Consider the following 23083-nt stretch of genomic DNA (forward strand, 5'->3'; position numbering starts at 1 on the left):
CCAAAACCGGAATCACATTGATGGAAAATGAATCGAACGCCTAGCAATCAACTGTCTAGCTGGCGGGGAGGAGGGTAAGGTTGACGCAACTCATAGGGGACGTAGCAAATCGCGTCAGGCGACTTCCTAAGCCCTCAAACACCGCCGATGCGCTCCAACCAGTCTTTGAGGCGGTGAGCAACGGGATGCACGCTGTCCAAGACCAATTTGGCGACGACGCGAGCAGGCGTGGTTCCATCCAGGTCGGCTTTCAGAACATTCGTGACCCCTCAACATACACGGTCGTCGTGACCGACAACGGTATCGGACTTGAGGACGAGAGGTTTCGAGCATTCTGCACGACCGATACGCCGTTCAAGATAGCTCGTGGCGGCAAGGGCGTGGGACGGTTGCTTTGGCTCGACGCGTTTGCGTTGGTCAAGGTGGACAGCATTTATGCCGGCGACGGCGGGCTCTACCGGCGCAAGTTCGATTTCAGTTTGTCGAGCGACGAGCCAATCTTCAACGAGACGATTTCGAGAGTAGAAGGGACGGCAGAGCCGGGAACCTCGATCACATTGACTGGGCTCCGCTCCAACTCCTACTCAGCAAAGATGCCGGTTCAGTTTGCCGTGATCCGAAAACACTTCGCTTCGCACTTCTTGGCGGACTTTCTCTTGGGCAAGGCTCCCGGGATGACCATAGCATTCGAGGACCGTGATGCCCGGTTTCCGCAGGCAGTCGAAGATTTGCTTGTCGAGAAACGTGAGAGTGTAACTTTCCCGTCCTCGCAATTTGGCGACCTGACGCTTGATGGCTACGTCATGAAGAAAGAGGCTAGCTCCGATCTCGATGGCAACCACCAACTTCACTTGGTTTCATCAGGTCGGACGGTGCAAACAAGGAAAATAGACGGCCTATTGGGGGTAAAGCGGATTGGTGAGGATAGCGATAGCGTCTTGCACTGTTGTGTCACGGGTGCATTCCTAGACGAACGCGTCAATCAAGAGCGGACCCAGTTCAATTTTTCAGAAGAAGTTGCAACTGAATTGACCAAGGAATGCGTTGAGCATGCCAAGGTCGAAATCGTTCCGGAAGAGGTTGGAGAATACGAGGAGTATCGAATAGGTCGTTTGGACGATTTTGTTGAACATTACCCAAGCTTCGGATTTGAGGAGACAACTTCACTCTTGAAGAAAACTCCAGTGAATGCCGACAATCATGAAGCGTTTGCTAAGGCGCTCATTCCGCACAAAATCAGGGCAGACAAGCATCGAAAAGAACAAGTCCAACTCGTCTTGGAAAAGCTGATGTCCGAGGAAGAGATTCAACCTGATTTGTCGGAAGAGATCAGCAAGGTTGCCGCTGCAGCTTCGGCGGACGAGAACCGTCAGCTTATGGAATATGTCATTCGCCGCAAGTTCATCATTGAAATCTTGGACGCTCTTTTGGGCAAAGTTCGCGTGCTGAGTGGTAAATTTGAAACACACTTGGAGGGGACGCTGCACCAACTGATCTGCCCGATGCGAGTCGTGGGCAACGACCCATACCGCACAGCCCCGGCCCCACACGACCTCTGGCTGCTCGACGAGCGGTTGGCACCTGCGAAGTATTTTGCATCAGATGCGCGCATCGAGGATTTTGTGGTCGATGGCGACAAGGACCGTGTCGACCTGATGATCTGGGACAAAGTTCACGGGCTCGGTCTGAGCCATGACGACAAGCTGTCGAGGGTTCTACTTGTCGAGTTCAAGAAGCCGGAGCGGACTGGTTACAGCGGCAACTACGTCCTTGGGCGGCAAATGAACCGCTACATCGAAAAGCTCAAAAATCGAGAGGTGAGGTCGCACACTGGAGAGCTCGTCGAGCTGTCCGAAGACGTGGTGTTCCATTGCTATGTTGTCGCGGACATCGTGGGTGATCTTGAGATGGACACGCGGAACTGGCACCGCTCGCCGAGTGGACGAGGCCGGTTCCAGTATCTGACCGGGGATGACCGTGGCTCCATCGAAGTGATCGAGTGGAAAGAACTTGTGAGGGATGCGAAGGTCCGTAACCAGAACTTCCTTGAAGCGGCCAGGCTGTCCTTCGTTCGCAAGGGCGATCCACTCTTCGACGGTTCGTCTAGTTCGTCACGGGAAGCTGCTGAATAGCACTCACTTGGCCTTAAGGTCGTGTTGTCGGAACCCAACTCGGTAGGCACACTGCGAAAGGTCGCGACAGGTTGCGACAGTCCGTGACAAGCTGACCTGCCACGGGATTTTTCCTCCATTTGGAATTAGAGTCCGCCCCAACGAAGGGACGGACAATGAAGCGAACGAGATACAGCGAAGAACAGATCATCGGCATCCTTACCGAGCATGAGGCAGGCGCGAAGTGCGCCGATCTGTGCCGCAAGCACGGGATGTCGGAAGGCACCTTTTATGCCTGGAAAGCCAAGTTTGGTGGGATGACGGTTTCGGACGCCAAACGACTGAAGGCGCTGGAGGACGAGAACGCCAAGCTGAAGAAGTTGCTGGCGGAGCAGATGCTCGACGCTGCGGCGATGAAGGAACTGCTCTCAAAAAAATGGTGAGGCCCGCCGTGAAGCGCGAAGCCGTTGCGCATCTGCGGGCCAGGCTTGGCCTGTCGGAACGGCGGGCCTGTCAGATTGTTGGAGCGGACCGCAAGATGATCCGCTACCGGTCCGCGCGACCGCCCGAGACCGGGCTGCGCCAGCGGCTTCGGGATCTGGCCAATGAACGCCGCCGGTTCGGTTATCGGCGGCTATTTGTGCTGCTGCGCCGGGAGGGAGAACCCTCCGGGATCAACCGTATCTACCGGCTGTATCGAGAAGAAGGTCTGGCGGTGCGCAAACGCCGGGCCAGGCGCAAGGCGGTAGGAACCCGGGCACCGATCCTGGTCGAGGCCCGGCCCAATGCGCGCTGGTCGCTGGATTTTGTCCATGACCAGCTCGCCTGTGGCCGGCGGTTCCGCATCCTGAACGTGGTCGATGACGTGACGAGGGAATGCCTGGCGGCCGTTCCGGACACATCGATCTCGGGGCGGCGTGTCGCGCGGGAATTGGCGGCCCTGATCGAACGGCGTGGAAAGCCCGGCATGATTGTCTCGGACAACGGCACCGAACTGACCAGTAACGCGATCTTAACCTTCGCTACCGCGCAGGGGATCGAATGGCATTACATCGCCCCGGGCAAGCCGATGCAGAACGGGTTTGTGGAGAGTTTCAACGGGCGCATGCGCGATGAACTCCTCAACGAAACCATGTTCCGCAACATGCCCCATGCGCGCGCCGTGATCCGTGCCTGGGCAGCAGATTACAACGAGGAGCGCCCACATTCGGCGCTTGGCTATCAGACGCCCAAGGCGTTCGCCGAGCGCCTGTTCACCGCAACCGACACCCGCGCTGCGCCATCTGAAAGCTCCGCGCGGATGTCGGTTGCTCCACCTGCGCCAATCGGCGTATCAACCCGAAGGGCTCTGGTTCCGGATGGGTGAAAGTTCAGTGGCAGGTCACAACGAGTTCGATAAAGTCGCCTGAAACGAAGTAAACAGCCTCCGGGAAAACCGGGGCGGTTCCATTTAGGCGTTCGTGGTAGGTTCGGCCTTATGGCCGACCTTACGGTTAGACCCGAGATAGAAGTTCTTTCTGCAGCCGATGGTGTGCAGCGGCGCCACTGGAGCGATGCGGACAAGCTGCGGATCGTCGAGGAGAGTTTCCTTGGGCACCGGCAGGCCAGTGCAACGGCGAGGCGGCATGGCATCTCGCGCTCGTTGATCACCACATGGCGGCGACAGTAGCCTGTCGATCCTGGCCGACCAGGTGGTCGCCCGTGCCGTCGCGCTCGAGCCGATCCATGCCTTGATCCGCGACCATGTCCTGCAAGCCGAGCGGCTGCACGGCGATGACCCGACGGTGCCGCTGTTGGCGAAGGTCGGGACGCGCACGGCGCGGCTCTGGACCTATGTCCTTGACGACCGCCCGTTTGCGGGCGGTGCGCCGCCGGCGGCGTTATTTTACTTCTCCAGGGACAGGGAGGTGACCCATCCGAAACGGAATCTCGCGGGATGGCAGGGGATCCTGCAAGCGGATGCCTATGGCGGAAACAACGATCTCTATTTCGGCGAGCGGCGACCGTGATCCCGGCCCGGTGAGCAGCGCGCTATGCTTCCGCTTTCTCGACGATGGCCGGATCTGCTTGACAAACAACGCGGCCGAGCGGGCTTTGCGCGGCGTGGCCCTGGGCCGGGAGTCATGGCTCTTCGCCGGCTCCGAACTCGGTGGCGACCGCGCGGCCTTCATGTATTCCCTGGTCGTCACCGCGAAGATGAACGACATCGACCCGCAGGCATGGTTGGCAGACGTCCTCGCCCGACTGCCAGACATGATGGCCTGGCAGGTTCCCGCTCTGCTGCCACGGAACTGGAGAGCTACAGAGCACCGCCACGTCGCATGACCGCAGCCTAAGCCTGATGCTTACGACCCTGTCCGAAGGCCTCGTCTTCGGCCGGGCGCACGTCACCCCTTTCGACGGGTCAACAGCCCGCGGGCGATGCACGCAACAGTTGGAACAATAGTCGACCCGGTCTGTTGGGCCAGTGACGGTGGCGTTGACCGAACGCCGCTGGACAACAGGCCTGGGTCCGGAGCGCGTGTTGCAACGCAAATGCACCGATGCGCAAGACCTGTCCGACCCGACCGGCTTCAAAACCTGAAGGGAGAGATATCATGGACACCAGAAAGTTGCATCATGCAGTATCGGCCATGGCCGTGGCTGTTTGCCTGTCCGGAGTCGGCGCGCCGGTTCATGCGCAAGAGGAAATGCTTACGCCGCCTCAGGATTTCACGGACATCGTGGCAGAACTCAGCCCATCCGTGGTCGGCATCACAGCGCGCGGCGTGGCGGCTCCGCGCCGGACGATGCCCGAGGGTATGCCCGGCCCGTTCGGTAACATGCCGGGCCAGCAGGCCCCGGAGCGTGAAGTTGTCGCCGGGGGTCCGGGTTTATGATCAGCGAAGACGGGTATATCGTAACCAACAATCACGTCATTGAGGGCGCGTCGGAAATCGAGATCCTGCTGTCAGATGGCACCACACGCGACGCAACGCTGGTCGGCACCGATCCTGCGACCGATATCGCGGTTCTCAGCATCGCCGATGCATCGGGTATTTCCGTCGCCTCCTGGGGCGACAGTGACGCGATGGAGCCGGGCGCATGGACAATCGCCATCGGCAGCCCCTTCGGGCTGGGAGGCACCGTTACCGTCGGCGTTCTGTCGGCCACGTCGCGTGTCATCGGCGCCGGCCCTTATGACGCATTCCTTCAGACCGACGCCTCGATCAATTCGGGTAATTCCGGGGGGCCGCTTTTCAACGGTTCGGGTGAGGTGATCGGCGTCAACACGGCGATCTTTTCGCCCGGTGGCGGCAATGTCGGGATCGGCTTTGCCGTGCCCTCCGGTATGGCACAGGACGTGGTGCGGCAACTGATCGACACCGGCAGCGTCGAGCGCGGCTTCATCGGCGTGTCGCTGCAAGGCCTCGACGAGGTCTTGGCGCGTGCCTTGGGACTCGAAGACACCGAAGGCGCCATCGTAACGGCGGTTGAAACCGGCGGCCCGGCCGAGGACGCAGGCATCGAAGAAGGCGACGTCATTCTGTCCGTTGACGGAGAAAGCGCCGAGGATCCCCGGGAAGTGTCCCGCCTTGTCGCGGCCCTCACGCCCGGATCAGAGGTGCCGGTTTCGGTATTCCGCGATGGCGAACAAATCGACATTTCGCTGACACTCGCCGAGCGCAATCCCGGTCGGGAGCAGGCTGGATCTCCGACGCCGACCGACGACGGTGAACTCATGGGACTGTCCGTTTCGCCAGTTCCCGAACTGGTGCGCCGCAATCTGGGTCTGGAAGAGGGCGAAGCCGTCATGGTCCGGAATGTGCAGCCAGGTGGCGCCGCTGCCGATGCGGGGTTGACGCAAGGAGATGTCATCTTCAGCGCCGCCGGTGAGGACATCGGCGCGGCGGAAGATCTGTCGGCCGCCTGGGCCGAGGCACGTGACGCGGATCGCCCACTTCTTTTGCAGGTCAACCGTGGCGGGAACACGCTTTTCATCGCGGTCGAGCTGACCCAAGAGGCGGAATCGGACTGAACAAATGCTGAGAAAGGGTGGTTCTGAAACCAGCGTAGGAATCCTGATCTGCTTGACCGTTACTCAGCACGCAGTGCCGACGCATCTGGCGGTAGAGCCATGAGGAACCATTCGGGCAGCGCTGCATCACGGCTTCGCCGGATGTTTGCGTTTGACGATCAACTTGATGCAGAACCGTCCTTATAAAGGGCGGATAAATCAGTCACCAAAAATGACCGCGTGCATGGTGCGTCCTGGAGAATGGTCCAAACCACCGAAACTCACGAATCCAGAAGCTCAAGGCCGCGACAATTCCCGTCGAGCCTACCCAATTATAGCCAGCGTTTTATGGAGAGGCGTTCCCTTGCCCGCAACGAGTTGATCAGCGCCGAAGCCCATAGCCAGAAGGGCCACCAGCGCATGCACAGAAATGAGTGCGCCGTCATTCCACAGGGCTTGCCAGCCCATCGCGTCCCTTCCCGTAGATGACTGACAAGACAAGACCCTGCACGATGGCCACGGGAATCCAGAACAGAAGCTCCACGGCCACGAGCGCAACGGGCTCACCGAACATGTTGAAAGGGGTGAAACTCAAAATATAACGCCATCAGCGCCCAGAGAATAACACCGAAGGCCGATCCCCGTTTGACGACACCGGGCGGCAAGACTGGCTCAACCCAATGGAAAATCAAGCCATGAATGCCACCAATCCCGGCGGCTATTGCCAAGTATAACAGGCCATTGGTGAACATGAGGGGGAGTGGCTCCATCTCGAACAGAACAGCGATGACTTTGACGCTCTGAAGGTCGTTCTCAAAGAGGATCGGTCTGCCAAGTTGAAGAAAAGTATGTTGCTGACGATATTCGCTATCACGATTGCGATGGCTCCGCCAACGAATGCTCTCAGGGTCTTTGCATAGGTGATGCTGGTCCTCCGTTCGGGCGATGTAGGTCGCTGGACGCATTCGATCTTCATGCAATGCGCGGAACAGGATGACATGTACACCGCAGTGTGGCTGCTGTCGCAAACCTATCGTCGTGCTTAATTTCCAAACAAAATTATATCCGATTCAGGTCGCAATCTCAAACGAGCGGACCTTAGCCGCGAGGCCGAAAATCAACATAGTGGGCTCGTTCGCGGACAAAGCGTAAATTCGCTGCGCGAGCTTGAAACGGCCGCTATCGCTGACAGGATCCCCGCTTAATAGCGGGCAAGGAAATATGGCTCTCCTTCACCCGCCTTCACACACGGTTAAGCCGTATGAGCATGGTTCCCAAAATAGAGGAACTCGCGATCCATACCGGCGACATCCCCGGCTTCGAGCGATAGGCTCGCGCTATCGAGCATCTTGAAGCTTTGTTGCGCCTTGACCCATTCATCCGCGCTTTGAAGCGTGGTCAGAGTATAGCTTGTCGTTTCACTCAGGTAATGAGTTGGGATGATAATTTTCGGCTTGAGCTTCTCGACGATGTCGTTGCCTTGCTGGTAATCCAGAATGTGCTGTGACCCATCGACGGGTAGTGTCAGCACATCGACCTGTCCGATCACATCCCAAAATTCCTCCGGTGGATTGTGCCGATTGTCGCCCCAAATCAGGGTTCGGACACCGCCTGTTTCAACGAGATACACCACCATATCCATGTGGCTGACATTGTCCGGCGGGCAAGCATTGACGCCGAATTCGCCCAGTGCGTTTGTCCAATTATACCAGCCAGGTGCGCGACAGACATGTTTGTCGGCAAACCCAGTAATTTTAACATCAGCGAATTCAAAGTTCCCTACCATGCGGTCCAGGACCATAGTTGAAACCGGGCGGTGAATGGCATCGTGGTCAAAATGGGTGTGTGTAGACAGGCAAATATCCACCGGTGTCTCGGGGAATTCGTTTTTGAACCAAAGGCCCCATGCACCCGATGGATCGTCGCGCCAGGGGTCGAACATGAGTGTCGCGCCACCCGGCGATGTGATCTTGATCGCGCAATGGCCGTAGTAATCGACACCCACAGCACCCGAAACGTCTGTTCCGGTGGTTTGTTGCAACTCAATCACACCGTTATTGTTGCCGGGCTGTGTCCAGTCGGTTGATTGGGCTTGCACCGAAGTACCAGTTAGCAGGCTCGTGGCCCCGCCAACACCCGCAGCTCCGGCGGCCATAAAGAAAGAGCGGCGTGAAATGCCACTGGCCACCTCATCCGCTTCGCCATTGATAACCATCGGTTCTAAATTGAGAGAATCTCTGTCCATGATTAGCATCCCTGTTGTTGTTCAAAGATCTGGATCTTGGTTCCAGATGACAGGATGGTATCAATGAAGGTTTACCAGTGACGTATTAGAATAATGATAGCGTAATGTGGGGGTATTCCCCATGTTTTTCCGCTCGTCAAATCTTACTCCGAGTGAAACGACTGTCGGTTCAGTGCAGGGAAAGCAGCAAGCTTCGCAGGTTTCTCCCGCTATGTCTGAGACCCAGCTTGGAGCGAATGTTGTTGCGATGAAATTCAACGGTGCTACGCCCGCGCGACAATGTGCGCGCGATTTCCTTTGTGGACTGCCCCCGCATAATCATTTGTGCAACTTCCCGCTCGACCGGTGTTAGTTTTTCCATGATTGTCATCAGTTTGCTGTTTACGCTTGCGGTGATTGAGTTCAACTGATCTTCGACCGTATCAAGATAGTTGGACCCGATCGGGTCACTTTCCAGCCGGATACGCAGCTTTGACAAGTGCGGCATCACCAGACCCTTGATCTGACGCAGCAACTTTAGATCATATTCCTCGCGTGCCTTTTCGACGCTTCCCAGCAGCACCCGAAGAGCGGTATTTGCTTCTTCCAGATCCGCCGTGCGATCCACGACCCTTAGCTCAAGTTCGTCCAGTGTCGTTTGCAATTCAGCTTCCAGCTCGATCCGCCGGTTCATCTCGGTGAACAGTTCAAGATCGGCCTCGATCACTCTGGCAAATTCCTGCAGCCCTTCCCGGAACAAAATCGCACGTCGGTTGCGCCGTGAGTCCAACACGCAGATTGTTCCGAATATCTCACCATTCGGCCATTTCAGAGGATAGCCGATATAGAAAGACATACCGTGCTCCATATCGTCATTGTCTGACCATACCGGATCACTGCTCGCGTCTTCGACAAACAACTCGCCATCCTTTTGAAGAACGCCGTGACAGTATAGTTTTTCGTTTAAAGTGAACTGGCAGCCAACCTGATAAGGGTTGTTGTCGCTTTCGCTACTGACAAAAACCGAATGGTATGGTGCGCTGGTGCGCATCACCAAGCTTGCAGGTACTTCGGCAACCCGCGCAATCAGGTCAACAATACGTTGCCATTTCTTCACTGTCTTTTGAGGAATCTGCGGTTCCAATGACGCCCTTCTTGATCGGTAGACCTGAACTACAGCAATAATAAGGTCGAAACGCATCGGTCGGCAAGCTCGGCTCAAATTGAAGAAGTTAGCCGGTGCAGTAGGTAGCATTGCAATGTATACACGTCGTTGGTGCGTACCGCGGCATCAGTTGTTTTGGGCTTATTCTGTTGAAAAACTCGCGCTTGATCGAGGGGCATCCTGCTGATTCAATTCTGCCAGCGGGCGGGAGGGATAGCGATGATGGGACCAAGGCAGGAGGCGCAACCGGCGCTGTTCTACGAGTTCTCGCTTGAGGATCACATCCCGCGGGACCACTTGCTTCGATCCATCGACCGGTTCGTCGACCTGAGCAGCATTCGTGCCCATCTTGCGGATTTCTACAGCCACACGGGCCGTCCCTCCGTCGATCCCGAACTGCTGATCCGTATGCTGCTGGTCGGTTATTGCTTCGGCATTCGGTCGGAGCGATGACTCTGCGAGGAGGTGCATCTGAACCTCGCGTATCGCTGGTTTTGCCGGCTCGACCTGGCTGATCGGGTCCCGGATCACTCTGCCTTTTCCAAGAACCGCCATGCGCTGCCCGGCAGGCGATTGCGAAGCAATCTGCCGAGAGGGGCCGATTCCGCGACAGCGAGCTTCTACGTCATCTGTTTGAGACGACCGTCGCGCGCTGCATCGAGGAAGGGCTCGTGAGCGGTCAGCGCATGGCGGTAGATGCCAGCCTGATCGCAGCAGATGCCAACAAGCAGAACTCGACGCCGAAGGAGGATTGGGACGTCTCGCAGATTGATCCAGCCGATGCGCCCCGCGCGGTCCGCGAGTATCTCGACACTCTGGACGAGGCCGCGTTCGGTGCCGCCAGTGAGGTCCAGCCCAAGTTCACGTCGCATTCCGATCCGGCCAGCCAGTGGACCGCGGCGCGCAAGGGGCCGGCATTCTTCAGCTATTCCGACAACTACCTGATCGACACGGATCATGGCGTCATCGTCGATGTCGAGGCGACGCGGTCGATCCGGCAGGCCGAAGTCGGATCGACCAAGACCATGCTGGATCGAGTGAAGGCCAGGTTCGGCCTGCATCCCGAGCGCGTGATAGCCGACACCGCCTACGGCACCGGACCGATGCTGGGCTGGCTGGTCGACCGCAAGATCGCCCCGCACATCCCGGTCTTCGACAAGTCAGGCCGCAGCGACGGCACCTGGACCCGGGCGGACTTCGAGTGGGACGCGGACAACAACCGATACATCTGCCCGGAAGGCCAGGAGTTGAAGCAGTTCCGCCGGAACTACTCTGACCCGAACAGGGGGCCGACCGGAAAGGGCGTCGCCAAGTATCGCGGTCTCAAGAACGTCTGCCAGACCTGTCCATCGAAAACGCGCTGCTGTCCGAACATGGACTTTCGCTCCATCACCCGCGAAGAACACGAAGACGCTCGCCAGGTCGCCCGCGACATCGCCACAACCAAGCAATATGAGATCTCGATGAAGCTTCGGAAGAAGGTCGAGATGCTCTTCGCGCACCTCAAGCGCGTTCTTGGCCTCGGCCGGCTTCGGTTACGTGGCCCATGCGGCGCAAACGACGAATTTCTCCTCGCCGCTACCGCCCAGAACCTTCGGAAGTTGGCGAAGATCCTTCCCGCACCGCAGAAACAGCATAAAGCCTGACAAGCAAGGCGCACGCGAACCTCTCAAGCACCGGGTTTCTGCGGTAGCGGACGGGCGTTTTTCCACAGAATGGGCGGAAAGCTGATGGGGTGGATGGCTCCTGCTCCAACCGGCGTCGCTATGCGCCATATTGCAGGTGTCAAAATCTGCTTATGAGAGGAGCCACCCCATGCAAGTTACCACAATCGGCGTTGATCTGGCGAAGAACGTCTTTCAAGTCCACGGTATTACAGAAAGCGAAGAAGTGGTGCTCAACCGCCCGCTGCGACGAGCGCAATTTCTATCGTTCTTTGAAAAACTGGATCCCTGCCTGGTTGGCATGGAATCGTGCAGCAGCGCCCATCACTGGGCACGCGAACTCACTGTCTTGGGTCACGAGGTTCGGCTGATCCCTCCGATGTATGTGAAGCCGTATGTCAAGCGTGGGAAGTCCGACGCGATCGATGCCGAGGCCATCTGCGAAGCAGTGACCCGACCGACCATGCGGTTTGTCGCGATCAAAACGGTTGAGCAACAATCCTTGCTATCACTGCATCGGGCTCGCGACCTTTTGGTTCGTCAAAGGACGCAGTTGATCAACGGCTTGCGCGGACTGGTTGCCGAGTTTGGCATCTACATCCCAAGGGGGCTGGCTCGGGTGATTGGCTTCGCCGAAGACATTACGCTGGGGGAAGTTCTCGATCTGCCCGACATTGCCAATGAAGTGATCCTCAATTTGTCCGAACAGCTCATGGCTTTGCATAAGCGGGTCCGCTGGTATGAAGAGCGCCTCAAGCAAGTGGCCAAAGAAGATGCGCGTGTGCGACTGTTGCGCACGGTACCTGGTGTCGGGGCCGTGACGGCCTCTGCGATCATCGCCAGCATCGGAGATGGCCATCAGTTCAAAAACGGTCGAGAGTTCGCCGCCTGGCTGGGCCTGACGCCTGCGAACAAATCCAGCGGTGGCAAAGAAAAGCTGGGGCGGATCACCAAGATGGGCGATCAGTATCTCCGACAACTTCTGGTCGTCGGGATGACCTCACTGGTCAGACAAACACGATCGCATCCAGAGCGGGCCAGCAAATGGCTGAGGTCGTTGCTCGAACGCAAACCCGCCCGTGTCGCGACAGTCGCCATGGCAAACAAGACCGCCAGGATCGTTTGGGCTGTTCTGACCCGCGATGAGCCCTACAACCCTCGTGTCGCAACCTGAGACGAAAGGAACAAAGAGTTAGCAAGACCTGCGAGATGATGGTGCATAAGTCAGCCGCCAAAACCAGGACACCCCGCCGAATGGCCCGGGCTTCATAGCCCGCTAAGCTGTAAGGGACCTGGTTTGCGGAACCCATCAGGGCCAGCGGTCGAAACCGCGCAAACAGGCCGGACACATGACTGCTTCTGACAAACGCACAAATCAGACCAAAAAGGACTTGCTATGCAGGAGCCATCCACACACGTCATTCGCTGCGCTGATCACCAGTGTCCGCTTTGGCGGAAATGCAACAGGTTTACTTGGTTCTTCCAGTTAGAACGTGTTGATTGAGATGCCCAAGAAGCTTTCCTCGGTATCGAACTTGTAGCCGGCGCGAAAACTTGCCTTGGTGTTCGGGATTCCGAAAGCCACCGCCGCTACCGTGTCGTGGAAACCGTCGTCGTCACCGAGATAGCTGAACTCGACTGTCACGTCCGGTTTGTCGAACCCGATGGCGGCAAGGGTGAAATAACCGCGGTCGATCGTCGTGAACTCACCGAGTAGGAAGATGCTCCCGAAACTTGTGGGCCGATAATGCTCGGCCACGAGCCGGATCCCGCCCTTGACCGTGTCGAGCCCCTCGAGCTGGATGGCCGGACCGGCGCGGAACGTGACCGGCGTTCCCAGCGTGAACTTGTAGCTGGCCGTCAGGTTCAGATCCTCCGGCCCGGTATAGTCGCTGAACACCATGCCGTATGCCAGCCTCCCCCGCTCGACCGAGATCACGGCCGTCGTGGTGTCTTCGCCGAGGTCCAGTTGATAGAATTCTCCGTCGGCCTGTGCAGCCGGGGCCGCGAGCGCAAGCATCGCGGCGGCATAGCGGATTGTCTTAGTCCCTGCGGTCAAGTTTCGCTCCTTTCCTGCCTGTCCTGTCCCGGCTGATGCGCGAGAGGCGCCGCGCCATGTCACCCAGCATGTTCCAGGTATCCACCACACTGATACCGGGCGTATTGTCCTCGGTATAGAATTTCATGAACAGGGCATCGCGCTGTTCCTCGTCGGGCATCAGTTCCACGCGCACTCCGTCGGCTGTCTGCGCGAGCACGAAGACTGGCAGTTCGCCAACCCCCGGTAGGACGATCTTTCCGTAGGTTCCGACCTCGAAAAGGTCACCCCGCAGCCGGGCTGTATCCTGTGTCAGGCTGGTCACCCACATGCGCTTTGCAACGCTGCCCGCCGTGAAGGTGACGCGCTCGGGCGTGTCGGCAACGTGGCGTTCGCGCCGGGGCAGTTCCACACAAGCGATGATCGTCAGCGTCAGCACGATCATGTTGTAAATCGTCCAGAAGAGTATGACCCATTTGCCTTCGCCCGCGTCGTTGAAGGCAAAACGGTCGGTGACGATACCAAGCAAAAGCCCGACAATCGTAAGGCCGAGCAGGATGGCGAAAGGGGCCAGCATGTTCCATTGCACCACGATGCGGCTGCGGTCCCCGCCCTTGGCCGTCACGCTGAAGGGGTGGCCCCTTGGTTGCACCAGCCCGGTGAACGCCGCACGGGTGATCGGCAGGGCGCCCAGCAACTGGCTGACATCGGTCAGGATCGGCACCACGTTGCCGCGCGACATCAGGTTGATCGCCATCAGGTTCCAGACGAAGAAACAGCCGAAATAGGTAATCACGTCGGCCGGGCTGGCATCCACGACGGTGATGTTCCCGTACCAGTAGAGCAACGGGAAAACCATGGCCGCGACGCGGAAGGGAAATGTCGTGATCCAGTAGAGGCTGGCGTCGATGACGCTCCAGCGGTCGCGCAAGCGCAGCCCGTTATTGCGAAATGGCCCGACCCGGCTGCGCGCGATCTGCATCATCCCCAGGCACCAGCGCGAGCGCTGCGTGACGTATTCCTTCAAGCCTTCCGGGGCGAGCCCTTCGGTCAGCGGCTCGTTGAGGTAGGCGGTGTGCCAGCCTGCATTCTGCAGGCACAGCGTGATCATGTAGTCCTCGGTGATGCTGTCGGTGGGGAAGCCGCCAATATCCTTCAATGCGTCCAGCCGCATGATCGAGGATGTCCCACAGCAGAAAGCGACACCCCAGCCATCGCGCGAGGGCTGCATGTCGTCGAAAAAGAAGCGCTGTTCATCGGGATAGGACCGGCTTATCCCGAGGTTGTGCTGGATCGGATCGGCGTTGAAGAAGTGCTGGGGCGTCTGAACAAGACCTACAGCCGGGTCGTGAAAAAGCGCCAGCGTGCGTGAGAGAAATCCGCGATGCGGCACGAAATCGGCATCCAGCACGGCCACGTAATCCGGGGGCGTCTCCCGCGCCCAGAGAAGCTGAAGCGTATGGTTGATGTTTCCGGCCTTGGCGTGCTTGTTGTCGGGGCGCTGCATGTAGGTGACCCCGTGATCCTCGCAGTACTCCCGCAACCAGTCGCGGCGCCCGTCATCGAGAACCATGACTTCCTTGTCGGGGTGGCGGAGGGCCTTGGAGCCGATGATTGTCCGTTCGAGCACCTCCAGCTCTTCGTTATACGTCGCGATCAGGATCGCGACCTTCGGCGGCGTGTCTCCCCACCAGCCGGCGTTGCGGTCGGCGTCCGGGCTGCGGTCGCGGTGCCGCATGAGGATGACGAAAGCGCTGATCGAGCTCACGATTGCCATAAGCTCAAGTCCCAGCAGCAGACCGCTGCCCAGGAAATCAAGCGTCCAGCCCACCGGGGCGATCGTTTCGGTCGTGCGCCACCACGCGTACCTGACAGCGAAAACGATCGCGATCACGAACAGGAAGATACGGTGATACGTGTTGTTCCGATCGACGACGTTGGGCAGGATCATCGCCGCCCCGAGGATCGGAACCACGTGCATCAGGCTCGCGCCCACGTCGCCGAGGTAGAGGTTCGGAAGCATTACTCCCAGAACTTCCACAATATATCGAGTGGGCGGTCATCGAAGAACACGCGGCCCGTCCTGCCTATGCTGCACCCCTCCGCCGGGGAGGCCCGCAGCTCCGGGACGACAAGCGCCACGTCGTAGCGTTGAAGGTGTTCTTCGCTCGGGGCCACCGCCATGCCTTCATAGACCGAGGCCGCGCCCGACCCGGCGAGGCGGGCGACCGTGCCCTGCATCACCCTGTCACCGCCAAGCGGGCGGAACGTCGCCGCGTCGCCGGTGGAAAGCGAATTGTATATGGTTTCCGACACCGAAAGCGTGACCAGCACCGAGGCGCAGTCGGCGATGTTCATGATGGGGTCGCCACGCTGGACGTTTACGCCGTTGGCGGTCAATTCCTGCCAGAGAACGCCGTCGATCGGCGAGGCCAGCGTATCACCGCGCAGCGATACGAGGCTCGAAAGCTCTCGTTCGATGCGGGCCTCGTAAGCTGCCAGTTGGTCTTGGGTGCGGGCGATATCCGCCTCGACAAGCGCGAGCGATGTCGTTGCTTCGCGTTGCCGCAGGACCATGTTCCAAGCCGCGCCCGCGGAATCGTCGAGGAATACCGCGCTTCGCGCGGCTTGCAGTTGCAGGGCCTCGATATCGTCGAAATTCCCGGCGGCGCCGTCCAGGAACGCGCCGGACAGTTCGAGGAAGCGTCCCGGGTCATCTTCGTCCGGCGCCAGCTTGTTTTCATCGGCGAGACCGGTGTTTGCTTCCGATGCAGAACGGCTCGGCGTGTTCGGTCCAGAGGATGGCACGCCTGCGACGACCTCAAGCTCTCGCGTCCGACCGGCGGCGTACTTGCCGGCCGTCTTCTCGATCCAGCGCAGCGCGTCCTGCCGTGTATCCCGTTCGGCTTCGTGGCGCTCGAGGTCTGCCGCCAACAAATCCCTTTCAAGCCGAAGGTCGTCCAGGCGCACCCGGTCGGCCCTGGCATCTTCGACGGAGAAGAGCATCGTTCCCTTCTTGATGACGGCGCCAGGCACACGATCCGGAAGGGCAACATCCCCCGCAACGGGCGCACGAGCCGTCAAGAGTGGAGCATTGATGAATGCATTCGAGCTGGCGCCGGTCATCTGTTCCACGACAATGACGTAAAGCGCCCCGAACAGGAGGAAAAAACCAATACACAGGCGCAGATACCGCAAGCTCGAACCCTCTCGCAATCGATGGTTAATTTTTTAGGTAATTCTAACAACTAAATTGACGATAGTATGGCAGGTTGGAAAATTCGCCGATCCGCCAGGATGGTGGTCAAGAGGCATTCTGTTGCCACTACTGGGCGAATTCACAGCCATTAACCTTAATGTCGCCCAATTCTGTCTCTATCCAGTTGGTCACTGGTATCGGGCGCTCCCACCGGCGTTGCCTGTTGCAAGGCGGGAAGAGCATGGCCCACGATCGTTAGTATGACTGGCCCTTGACAAATGTCCCAGATGGAAACCGTCTCCCCCCGTATTCCGCAAATGCATGCGCCCCGCCTTGCCACGTCGATCATCGGCTTCGTCATGATCTCTGGCCTCTTGGGGATCCTGGCGATCTGGTGGCCTATTCACCAGCATGCGCGCGACTTCGAGACCCGTGTCGAGACCGACCACGCCATCAGGGGAGCCAAGGCGCTGCGCCTGGCCGTTTCCCGCGCGCTCGAACGGGAATGGGAAAGCCTTCAGGCCGTCGCCGATCAGATTGCCGTCAAAGAAGACGACGAGGTTCGCGCCTTCGCGGATGCCGTCGTACAGGCTGGCGGACAGGTCGCGTGGGCGGGACTGGCGGATCTTTCCGGTACGATCCGGGTTGGCACAAACGGCCTTCGGGAAGGGACAGCCGTATCCGGCGCAAGCTGGTACCGACGCGGGCTGCGGGGGCCTTTCTTCGGCGAGCTGACCTCTTCCGCCACCGATCAGGCGCATGACAGGAAGGACGTGCTTAACATCGCCGTCCCGGTCAAATCCCCGGAGGGCCAGATCCGCGGTGTCTACACCTACAGCCTGAAGGTGAGTTGGCTCCGGGACTATGTCCGGGCCGCCGCGGATGAACTGGGCCTTCTGGCCTATGTCGTCGACCAGCGTGGCCGCGCGATCTTCGGGCCGGATCAAGACAGCCGGGTGGATCTAACCCCGGCCAGCCTGGGCTCCCTGTCGCTCAATATCGGATCAGCCCAGATCATCGAGGACGAGGAGGGCGCTAAGAACATCTATGCCGTCGCGCCGGAGTTGGCTATCGGAAATGCCCCGCCGACCCGGCTCTCGGTCGTCGTGCGCGTGCCTCCGGCGTCTTACGGGCAGGGTGCCTCGGAATTGTCCGTTGCAATGTGGGTCAGTCTTCTGAGCCTGCTGGGCCTCCTGGGCGTCTTCTCGATCTTGTTCACGCGGCATTTCGTGCGCCCCCTTGAGCGCCTGACCGGGATCGCCCGCGAGATAGCCGAGGGCGCGGAACCATATCCGGAGGAATACCATTCCAGCCGGGAAAGCGAGCAGCTCTCTCATGCCCTGAGCCGTATCCAGAGCCGATACTATTAGGGCACTTAGGTCGACTTCAACTATAAGTGATGTTTCCTCAGAAGTTGTCGGATATCTAAACTGGTGCGAGTGAAACCAACTGGCAAGCTGGGGCCCGAATGGTAGTACCAACCCGGTTGATTATTCCGATTGCCAAGTGGTCATTTGATCAAAGAGGGGCGAATGTCGGCTCTGGGCCGCCCGCGAAGGCGGCCCTGGCTTTTAGGTTTCTACGCTTTCGGAGAATTCCAGAGCGTCCTCGAGCTCAACCCCGAGATATCGGACGGTGCTGTCGATCTTGGTGTGACCGAGCAGGAGCTGCACGGCACGCAGGTTGCCGATTTTCTTTTAGATTTGTGCAACCTTGGTCCGGCGCATCGAGTACGTGCCGCAGGACGTGGCATCCAATCCAATGGAACGCACCCAGTACCGCACGAGGCGGGCGTATTGCCGCGTCGATATGTGGAGGCGCTCATGAAACCGGCCGGGCCAGAGAAATTCTGAGCCAACCATTAGCGGTTCATCCATCCATCGGGCGAGCGACTTGCGTGTGCCCTCTGTGATCTCGAAACGCACCGACCTCTGCGTCTTGCTTTGGATGACCGAAGCGCGCTCCTTCACTTGGCCGGAGGCATAGACGTCGCTCACCTTGAGCTTTACCAGATCACACCCTCGCAGTTTGCTGTCGATGGCGAGGTTGAAGAGAGCCAGGTCCCGGTGGTTCTCGGCGATCTCAAGACGAACGTAAATGGCCCAGACGTGCTTGGGCAGCAAGAGTCGCTTCTGGCCGATAATACGGCCTTTGTTCCAAGTGGGTCTGCCGGCTCGAATGGCAGGTAAGTTCGCAGTTGTCATGGCGCAATTTGCAGGAAATCGCTTACTTCGTTGAGCAGATCAATGGTCTCGCTCACCAGGACCTTCTTCGGGCTCAAGCGTTTCAAACGCCGTGCAGCGCCCGGTCCGCCAGCACGGCGGCAGAGGTGCGGTTGTCCACGCCCATCTTGTGAAAGACCTGCTCGAGATGCTTGTTGACCGTACGCGCGCTCAGCGACAGGATTTCCGCGATATCGCGGTTGGTCTTGCCGTGTGACAGCCACAACAGGACCTGCGCCTCGCGCGTGGTCAGCGCAAAGGTCTGCGCCAACTGCGCATCTTCGCTGATCGCCGTCTCGACCTCCTTCAGCCGCACAACGGTCTCGCCCTGGACTTGCCCCAGGTATACAAGGCTCAGCCGCCCCTTGACATAGGGCTGCGCATCCGACATCGGCTGCGCCCCCAGCTTTGCCAGCCACGCCTGCACCGGCAGCGATGCGACGCCGTCTTCTGTCAGTGGCGTTTCCGAAAGGCGTTCGACCGCCTGCGGCGTGCCCCAGCTTATTCGTCCGTCAACTGCAAAGCTGACCACCATCTGCCCGGCATAGTGCAGCGCGGCGCGGGCCGACTGGATCGCGCGGGCGTTCAAAACGTGCGTCGTGATTCGCGCCAGCAGTTCCTCGACCACTACAGGCTTGGTGATATAATCCACACCTCCGGCCCGCAGCCCCTTCAGGATATGTTCGCTTTCGGTCATTCCGGTCATGAAGATCACCGGCGCAGGTGTTGCGCCCGGCGCGGACTTCAGCCGCCGGGTCGTTTCGAACCCGTCCAGTTCCGGCATCAATGCGTCCATCAGGATGACATCCGGCTGCACTCTTTGTGCCAGCTTGATGCCTTCCTCGCCAGACCGCGCCACCAGCACGGTCATCCCGTTTTCTTCCAGCGCACGGGATACCAGCCCCAGTGTTTCGGGTGCGTCGTCGATTACCAGCGCGATGAAACGGCCGGCAGCGACGGTGTCAAGCAAGGCATCAGGCGGCATCTTGCATCATCTCCTTAAGTATCCGGGCGATCCCGGGTAGATCAAACACCTCCAGGTGGCGGCGCACGCGCGCGATCTGCCCGCTTTCCGGTCCGGTCCCGGCCGTCAGCGTATCCAGTTCTCGCGCGATACCCGCGGCATGGCCGATCTCGGCCAGCCGGATCATCCGTGCCAGCGCTTCGTCGGGTATTCCGGCCGCCGGCCCTGCCACTGTTTCGGGAGCTTCAGTCGTAAGCTCCACCTTCAGCAGACCGGCCATCCGCGCCAGGAAATCGCTGAGCGAATAGGGCTTAACGATGAACGCGTCGTAAAGCTGTTCGCGATCGATCGACTGCCTCGCTTCGAGAGCGTGGCCCGTCACCATCATGATCGGGGTCGAGCGGTACGCAGGCCGGTCGCGCAGTGCCTGCGCCAGTTCCCAGCCAGTCATCCCGGGCATGTCTATATCCAGCACGAAAAGGTCCGGTGTCACGTCTTCCAGCGCCTTCAGTGCATCTTCGCCGCAGGGCATCGCCTGCACAAGGAACCCCAGAGGTTTCAGCGTGGCGTCCAGCAGGCGCAGGTGATTCATGTCATCATCGACCACCATCACCGTCTTGCGCGCCCCGATATAGCCTACCGCCATGGCGCGTTCCTGCATGCTCCAAGCGGCACTGGGAATGGCGCTCTCGCGCAGCGACGGCAGCATCAGGCGCACCGAGAATGTTGTGCCTTCGCCCGGCGCGCTGTCGACCGTGATCTCGCCGCCAAGGATATCCACCAGCAGCCGCGTGATCGTCAGGCCCAGCCCCGATCCACCCGGAGAGCTAGTCGAGAACCGCTCGAACGGTTTCCAGATTCGTTCGAGATTTTCTTCTTCGATCCCGGTCCCGGTATCGCTGACTTCGATCCGGGCGACCTCGTTGCGATAATGCAGGTGCAGGGTCACGGTGCCCTGGGGCGTGTAGTTGATCGCGTTGGACAGCAGGTTGATGATGATCTGGCGCAGGCGCTTCTCGTCGAACTCGATCCACTCGGGCGGGTTTCCCGAGGTCTGAATCCCGAAATCCAGCCCCTTTTCCCGCGCCTGCCGCTTGAAAACCGCCGCGATCTGCCGCAGCAGCTCGGGAAGGTTGATCCGGTCACGGTAGATTTCCAGCCGGCCCGCTTCGATCTTTGAGATGTCCAGCAGGTTCTCGATCAGCGCCGCCAGATGCTCGGACCCGCGTCGAATCGCCAGTACCGCCTCGCGTCGGCCGGCGGGCATGTCGCGGTCCTGTTCCAGCAGCTGCGCATAACCGTAGATCGCGTTCAGCGGCGTGCGCAGCTCGTGGCTGATCCCGGCCATGTATCGCGTCTTGGCCAGGTTTGCCGCCTCGGCCTTTTCCTTGGCGGCCTGCAACGCCGCGTCAGTTCGGTCGTGCGCCCGGATCTCGCGCAGCAGCCGCTGTGTCTGAAATTCGGCCTCGTCGCGCGCCTTGTGGTGGCTTTCGCGGAACAGGATCAAGGTCCAGACCACGATCCCGTTCACCACCAGCAGCGTGCAAAAGATGATCGTCAGCACCGCGTCCAGCTGTTCGCTCTGCGCCCGTGCCCGGATCAGAAGCAACAGCCCTCCCACGACCGATGATGGCACCGCCGTGGCCATGAAGAACACCGACAGTCGCGCGGTCAGAAGTTCGATCGCCCGTTGCGGCAACATCCGGCGCAGGGCGCTCATCCACATCGCGCCCAGCGTGGCATGCGGTTTGCAGCTGTCGCGGCACGAGGCATCCAACGTACAGCACAGCGAACAGATCGGCCCGGCGTAGAACGGGCAGTCGGTCATGTCTTCGCGGTCGAACCGGTATTCGCAGACGCAGCAGGTCTGCGCGCCTTCCGGTGTGGCAGGCTGCGGCGCGGTGTCGGGGCGCGCGATGTAATACTTGCCACCCGTCCCCCACGCGATCAGCGGTGCCACGACAAAGGCCGTGGCCAGCGCGATCAGCGCCGAGAACGGCTGCAAGATCGTCCCCGCCCCGCCCAGCAGCACAAGAATGGAGACCATAACCGCGGCAAGCATTGCACATGTGCCCACCGGGTTGATGTCGTAAAGATGCGCGCGCCGGAACTCGATGCCCTTCGGGCTCAGGCCCAGCGGCTTGTTCACAACCAGATCCGCAGTCAGCGCGCCGATCCATGCCAGTGCCACGTGCGAATAAAGACCAAGGATCGATTCTATGACGTGAAAGACGCCCAGTTCCATCAGCATCAGCGCGATCGACACGTTGAACACGAGCCAGATCACCCGTCCGGGGTGCGAATGAGTAATCCGGGAAAAGAAGTTCGACCAAGCGATCGACCCGGCATAGGCGTTCGTCACGTTGATCTTCAGCTGCGACAGGATCACGAACGCGCCAGTGAGGGCCAGTGCCGCGAAGGGCAGCGTGATCACCTGGTCGAGTGCCGTGAAATACATCTTTGTCGGGTCGGTGGCGTCACGCGGCGGCACCGCTGCATCGATCGCCAGCACAAGCAGGAATGATCCCGCCAGCATCTTGGCCACGCCCAGAACCGTCCAGCCCGGACCGGCGGCCAGCAGCGCGAGCCACCACTTGCGGCGCTCGGCAGGGGTCCGTGGTTCGCGCAGGAAGCGCAGGAAATCGACTTGCTCGCCGATCTGCGCGATCAGCGACAGCACCACCCCCATCGCCGCCCCGATCATCATGATCGTCGGCCCGTCGCCGCCGCGCTGGCCGGTGAACTGTGTCCACGTTCCGAGGTCGACGCCGGAATAGGCCAGCAGGGCGAAGGGCAGGATATGCAGCGCGATCCAAAACGGCTGGGTCCATGTCTGGAAGGTCGAGATCTTGGAAAAGCCATTGATAACCAGTGGAATGACTGCGATCGCGGACACCAGGTACCCGACCCCCAGGGGCACGCCGAAACAGAAATCCAGCGCAAAGGCCAGGATCGCGGCCTCCAGCGCGAAGAAGATGAAGGTGAAGCTCGCGTAAATCAGCGAGGTGATCGTCGAGCCGATATAGCCGAACCCCGCGCCGCGCGTCAGCAGGTCGATGTCCACACCGTAGCGCGCACCGTAATAGCTGATGGGCAGGCAGGTCAGGAACAGGATCAGCCCTGCCAGCATGATCGCGATGATCGCCGCGTCGAAGCCGTAGATCAGCGTCAGCGCCCCGCCGATCGCCTCCAGCGCCAGGAACGAGATCGAGCCGAGTGCGGTGTTGGCCACGCGTCCATAGCTCCAGCGCCGCGCACGCCGCGCGGTATAGCGCAGGGCGAAGTCCTCCATGGTCTCGTTAGCGACCCAGCGGTTGTATTTCCGCCGTCCGCCCGTGGCGCTGAATGATATGGCCATCACCTATCCAGTTTCCGCATTTCGAACCCGGGCGTTCCGATACACACGATGGTTTCCCCGAGCCGGCCCGTTCCTGCCGCAGACACCCCGCGCGTTCGCTTGCGCGTCGTCCCGGTACAGGCCCGATATTGGGTGCCATAC

The 23083-nt window shown here is 59.7% G+C and carries 16 protein-coding genes and 3 pseudogenes; 10 read left to right on the plus strand and 9 right to left on the minus strand.

Translation table 11 applies throughout. From position 1 onward, the window contains the following. Positions 1-80: 80 nt before the first annotated feature. The 6 genes and pseudogenes from ACSQ76_RS05790 to ACSQ76_RS05815 all read left to right on the plus strand — a co-directional run bounded on the left by ACSQ76_RS05790 (position 81) and on the right by ACSQ76_RS05815 (position 6129). Positions 81-2132 (plus strand): ATP-binding protein, encoded by a 2052-nt coding sequence (locus ACSQ76_RS05790; protein ID WP_437155804.1) that lies wholly within the window; start codon positions 81-83, stop codon positions 2130-2132. A gap of 155 nt (positions 2133-2287) precedes the next feature. After that, positions 2288-3477 (plus strand): IS3 family transposase gene (locus ACSQ76_RS05795; protein WP_437155805.1). Its coding sequence is split into 2 segments (ribosomal slippage): positions 2288-2549 and positions 2549-3477, totalling 1191 coding nucleotides; the frame shifts between segments, so codons are not numbered across the junction. Positions 3478-3588: 111 nt separating this feature from the next. Beyond that, entirely contained in the window at positions 3589-3780 is a 192-nt protein-coding gene (locus ACSQ76_RS05800; protein ID WP_437155806.1) for a transposase, read from the plus strand. Then, a pseudogene (locus ACSQ76_RS05805) lies at positions 3767-4436 on the plus strand (IS66 family transposase); the annotation flags it as partial. The gene ACSQ76_RS05800 and the pseudogene ACSQ76_RS05805, both read left to right, overlap by 14 nt. Positions 4437-4708: 272 nt before the next feature. Beyond that, entirely contained in the window at positions 4709-4990 is a 282-nt protein-coding gene (locus tag ACSQ76_RS05810) for a hypothetical protein (protein ID WP_437155807.1), read from the plus strand. Continuing rightward, on the plus strand, positions 4987-6129 hold the full coding sequence (locus ACSQ76_RS05815; protein ID WP_437155808.1) for a trypsin-like peptidase domain-containing protein: 1143 nt from the start codon (positions 4987-4989) through the stop codon (positions 6127-6129). The genes ACSQ76_RS05810 and ACSQ76_RS05815 overlap by 4 nt, the downstream gene beginning before the upstream one ends. 542 nt (positions 6130-6671) lie before the next feature. Here ACSQ76_RS05815 and ACSQ76_RS05820 read toward each other — a convergent pair. From ACSQ76_RS05820 to ACSQ76_RS05830, 3 genes are all read right to left on the minus strand, one after another. Beyond that, positions 6672-7073 carry a hypothetical protein gene (locus tag ACSQ76_RS05820; RefSeq protein WP_437155809.1) on the minus strand — a complete coding sequence of 134 codons (402 nt, stop codon included), beginning with the start codon at positions 7071-7073 and terminating at the stop codon, positions 6672-6674. A 287-nt stretch (positions 7074-7360) separates the two neighbouring features. Then, positions 7361-8353 (minus strand): MBL fold metallo-hydrolase, encoded by a 993-nt coding sequence (locus tag ACSQ76_RS05825; protein ID WP_437155810.1) that lies wholly within the window; start codon positions 8351-8353, stop codon positions 7361-7363. A gap of 169 nt (positions 8354-8522) precedes the next feature. Then, a complete protein-coding gene (locus ACSQ76_RS05830; protein WP_437155811.1) occupies positions 8523-9476 on the minus strand; it encodes a LuxR C-terminal-related transcriptional regulator in 954 nt (317 codons plus the stop codon). Positions 9477-9716: 240 nt separating this feature from the next. Between ACSQ76_RS05830 and ACSQ76_RS05835 the strand changes: the two are divergent. Together ACSQ76_RS05835 and ACSQ76_RS05840 are read left to right on the plus strand one after the other, a co-directional pair. Then, positions 9717-11143: pseudogene (locus ACSQ76_RS05835) on the plus strand (IS1182 family transposase). Positions 11144-11312: 169 nt separating this feature from the next. Continuing rightward, complete coding sequence (locus ACSQ76_RS05840; RefSeq protein ID WP_437155812.1) at positions 11313-12335, plus strand: IS110 family transposase; 1023 nt, start codon at positions 11313-11315, stop codon at positions 12333-12335. Positions 12336-12647: 312 nt separating this feature from the next. Here ACSQ76_RS05840 and ACSQ76_RS05845 read toward each other — a convergent pair whose 3' ends face one another. The 3 genes from ACSQ76_RS05845 to ACSQ76_RS05855 are packed head-to-tail and all read right to left on the minus strand — an operon-like array spanning position 12648 to position 16133. Further along, entirely contained in the window at positions 12648-13220 is a 573-nt protein-coding gene (locus tag ACSQ76_RS05845) for a hypothetical protein (RefSeq protein WP_437155813.1), read from the minus strand. After that, the gene (locus ACSQ76_RS05850; RefSeq protein WP_437155814.1) at positions 13204-15222 is read right to left on the minus strand and encodes a glycosyltransferase; all 2019 of its coding nucleotides are present in this window, start codon (positions 15220-15222) and stop codon (positions 13204-13206) included. Before ACSQ76_RS05850 ends, ACSQ76_RS05845 begins: the two co-directional genes overlap by 17 nt. Beyond that, complete coding sequence (locus ACSQ76_RS05855; RefSeq protein ID WP_437155815.1) at positions 15222-16133, minus strand: HlyD family efflux transporter periplasmic adaptor subunit; 912 nt, start codon at positions 16131-16133, stop codon at positions 15222-15224. Before ACSQ76_RS05855 ends, ACSQ76_RS05850 begins: the two co-directional genes overlap by 1 nt. On the opposite strand from ACSQ76_RS05855, the gene ACSQ76_RS05860 reads away from it, so the two are divergent. Continuing rightward, entirely contained in the window at positions 16110-16451 is a 342-nt protein-coding gene (locus tag ACSQ76_RS05860) for a hypothetical protein (protein WP_437155816.1), read from the plus strand. The two genes, ACSQ76_RS05855 and ACSQ76_RS05860, sit on opposite strands and share 24 nt — an antisense overlap. 225 nt (positions 16452-16676) lie before the next feature. After that, positions 16677-17768, plus strand: coding sequence for a cache domain-containing protein (locus ACSQ76_RS05865; RefSeq protein WP_437155817.1), 1092 nt, complete (start codon positions 16677-16679; stop codon positions 17766-17768). Positions 17769-17969: 201 nt separating this feature from the next. Here the strand turns inward: ACSQ76_RS05865 and ACSQ76_RS05870 are convergent. The 3 genes and pseudogenes from ACSQ76_RS05870 to ACSQ76_RS05880 form a co-directional block, all read right to left on the minus strand. Next, positions 17970-18602 (minus strand): annotated as a pseudogene (locus ACSQ76_RS05870) (tyrosine-type recombinase/integrase). A gap of 82 nt (positions 18603-18684) precedes the next feature. Beyond that, positions 18685-19605, minus strand: coding sequence for a response regulator (locus ACSQ76_RS05875; protein ID WP_437155818.1), 921 nt, complete (start codon positions 19603-19605; stop codon positions 18685-18687). Continuing rightward, positions 19595-22942 (minus strand): hybrid sensor histidine kinase/response regulator, encoded by a 3348-nt coding sequence (locus tag ACSQ76_RS05880; protein ID WP_437155819.1) that lies wholly within the window; start codon positions 22940-22942, stop codon positions 19595-19597. Before ACSQ76_RS05880 ends, ACSQ76_RS05875 begins: the two co-directional genes overlap by 11 nt. Positions 22943-23083 lie beyond the last annotated feature (141 nt).

Origin of the sequence: Roseovarius sp. B08 (genome assembly GCF_051417955.1) — a bacterium.
GTDB lineage: Bacteria > Pseudomonadota > Alphaproteobacteria > Rhodobacterales > Rhodobacteraceae > Roseovarius.

Bases quoted from the DNA above. Each gene is read 5' to 3' on its own strand.
- ACSQ76_RS05820 (WP_437155809.1), bottom strand. From the start codon at position 7,073: ATGCGTCCAGCGACCTACATCGCCCGAACGGAGGACCAGCATCACCTA.
- ACSQ76_RS05840 (WP_437155812.1), top strand. From the start codon at position 11,313: ATGCAAGTTACCACAATCGGCGTTGATCTGGCGAAGAACGTCTTTCAA.
- ACSQ76_RS05875 (WP_437155818.1), bottom strand. From the start codon at position 19,605: ATGCCGCCTGATGCCTTGCTTGACACCGTCGCTGCCGGCCGTTTCATC.
- ACSQ76_RS05865 (WP_437155817.1), top strand. From the start codon at position 16,677: ATGTCCCAGATGGAAACCGTCTCCCCCCGTATTCCGCAAATGCATGCG.
- ACSQ76_RS05880 (WP_437155819.1), bottom strand. From the start codon at position 22,942: ATGGCCATATCATTCAGCGCCACGGGCGGACGGCGGAAATACAACCGC.
- ACSQ76_RS05810 (WP_437155807.1), top strand. From the start codon at position 4,709: ATGGACACCAGAAAGTTGCATCATGCAGTATCGGCCATGGCCGTGGCT.
- ACSQ76_RS05850 (WP_437155814.1), bottom strand. From the start codon at position 15,222: ATGCTTCCGAACCTCTACCTCGGCGACGTGGGCGCGAGCCTGATGCAC.
- ACSQ76_RS05800 (WP_437155806.1), top strand. From the start codon at position 3,589: ATGGCCGACCTTACGGTTAGACCCGAGATAGAAGTTCTTTCTGCAGCC.
- ACSQ76_RS05825 (WP_437155810.1), bottom strand. From the start codon at position 8,353: ATGGACAGAGATTCTCTCAATTTAGAACCGATGGTTATCAATGGCGAA.
- ACSQ76_RS05815 (WP_437155808.1), top strand. From the start codon at position 4,987: ATGATCAGCGAAGACGGGTATATCGTAACCAACAATCACGTCATTGAG.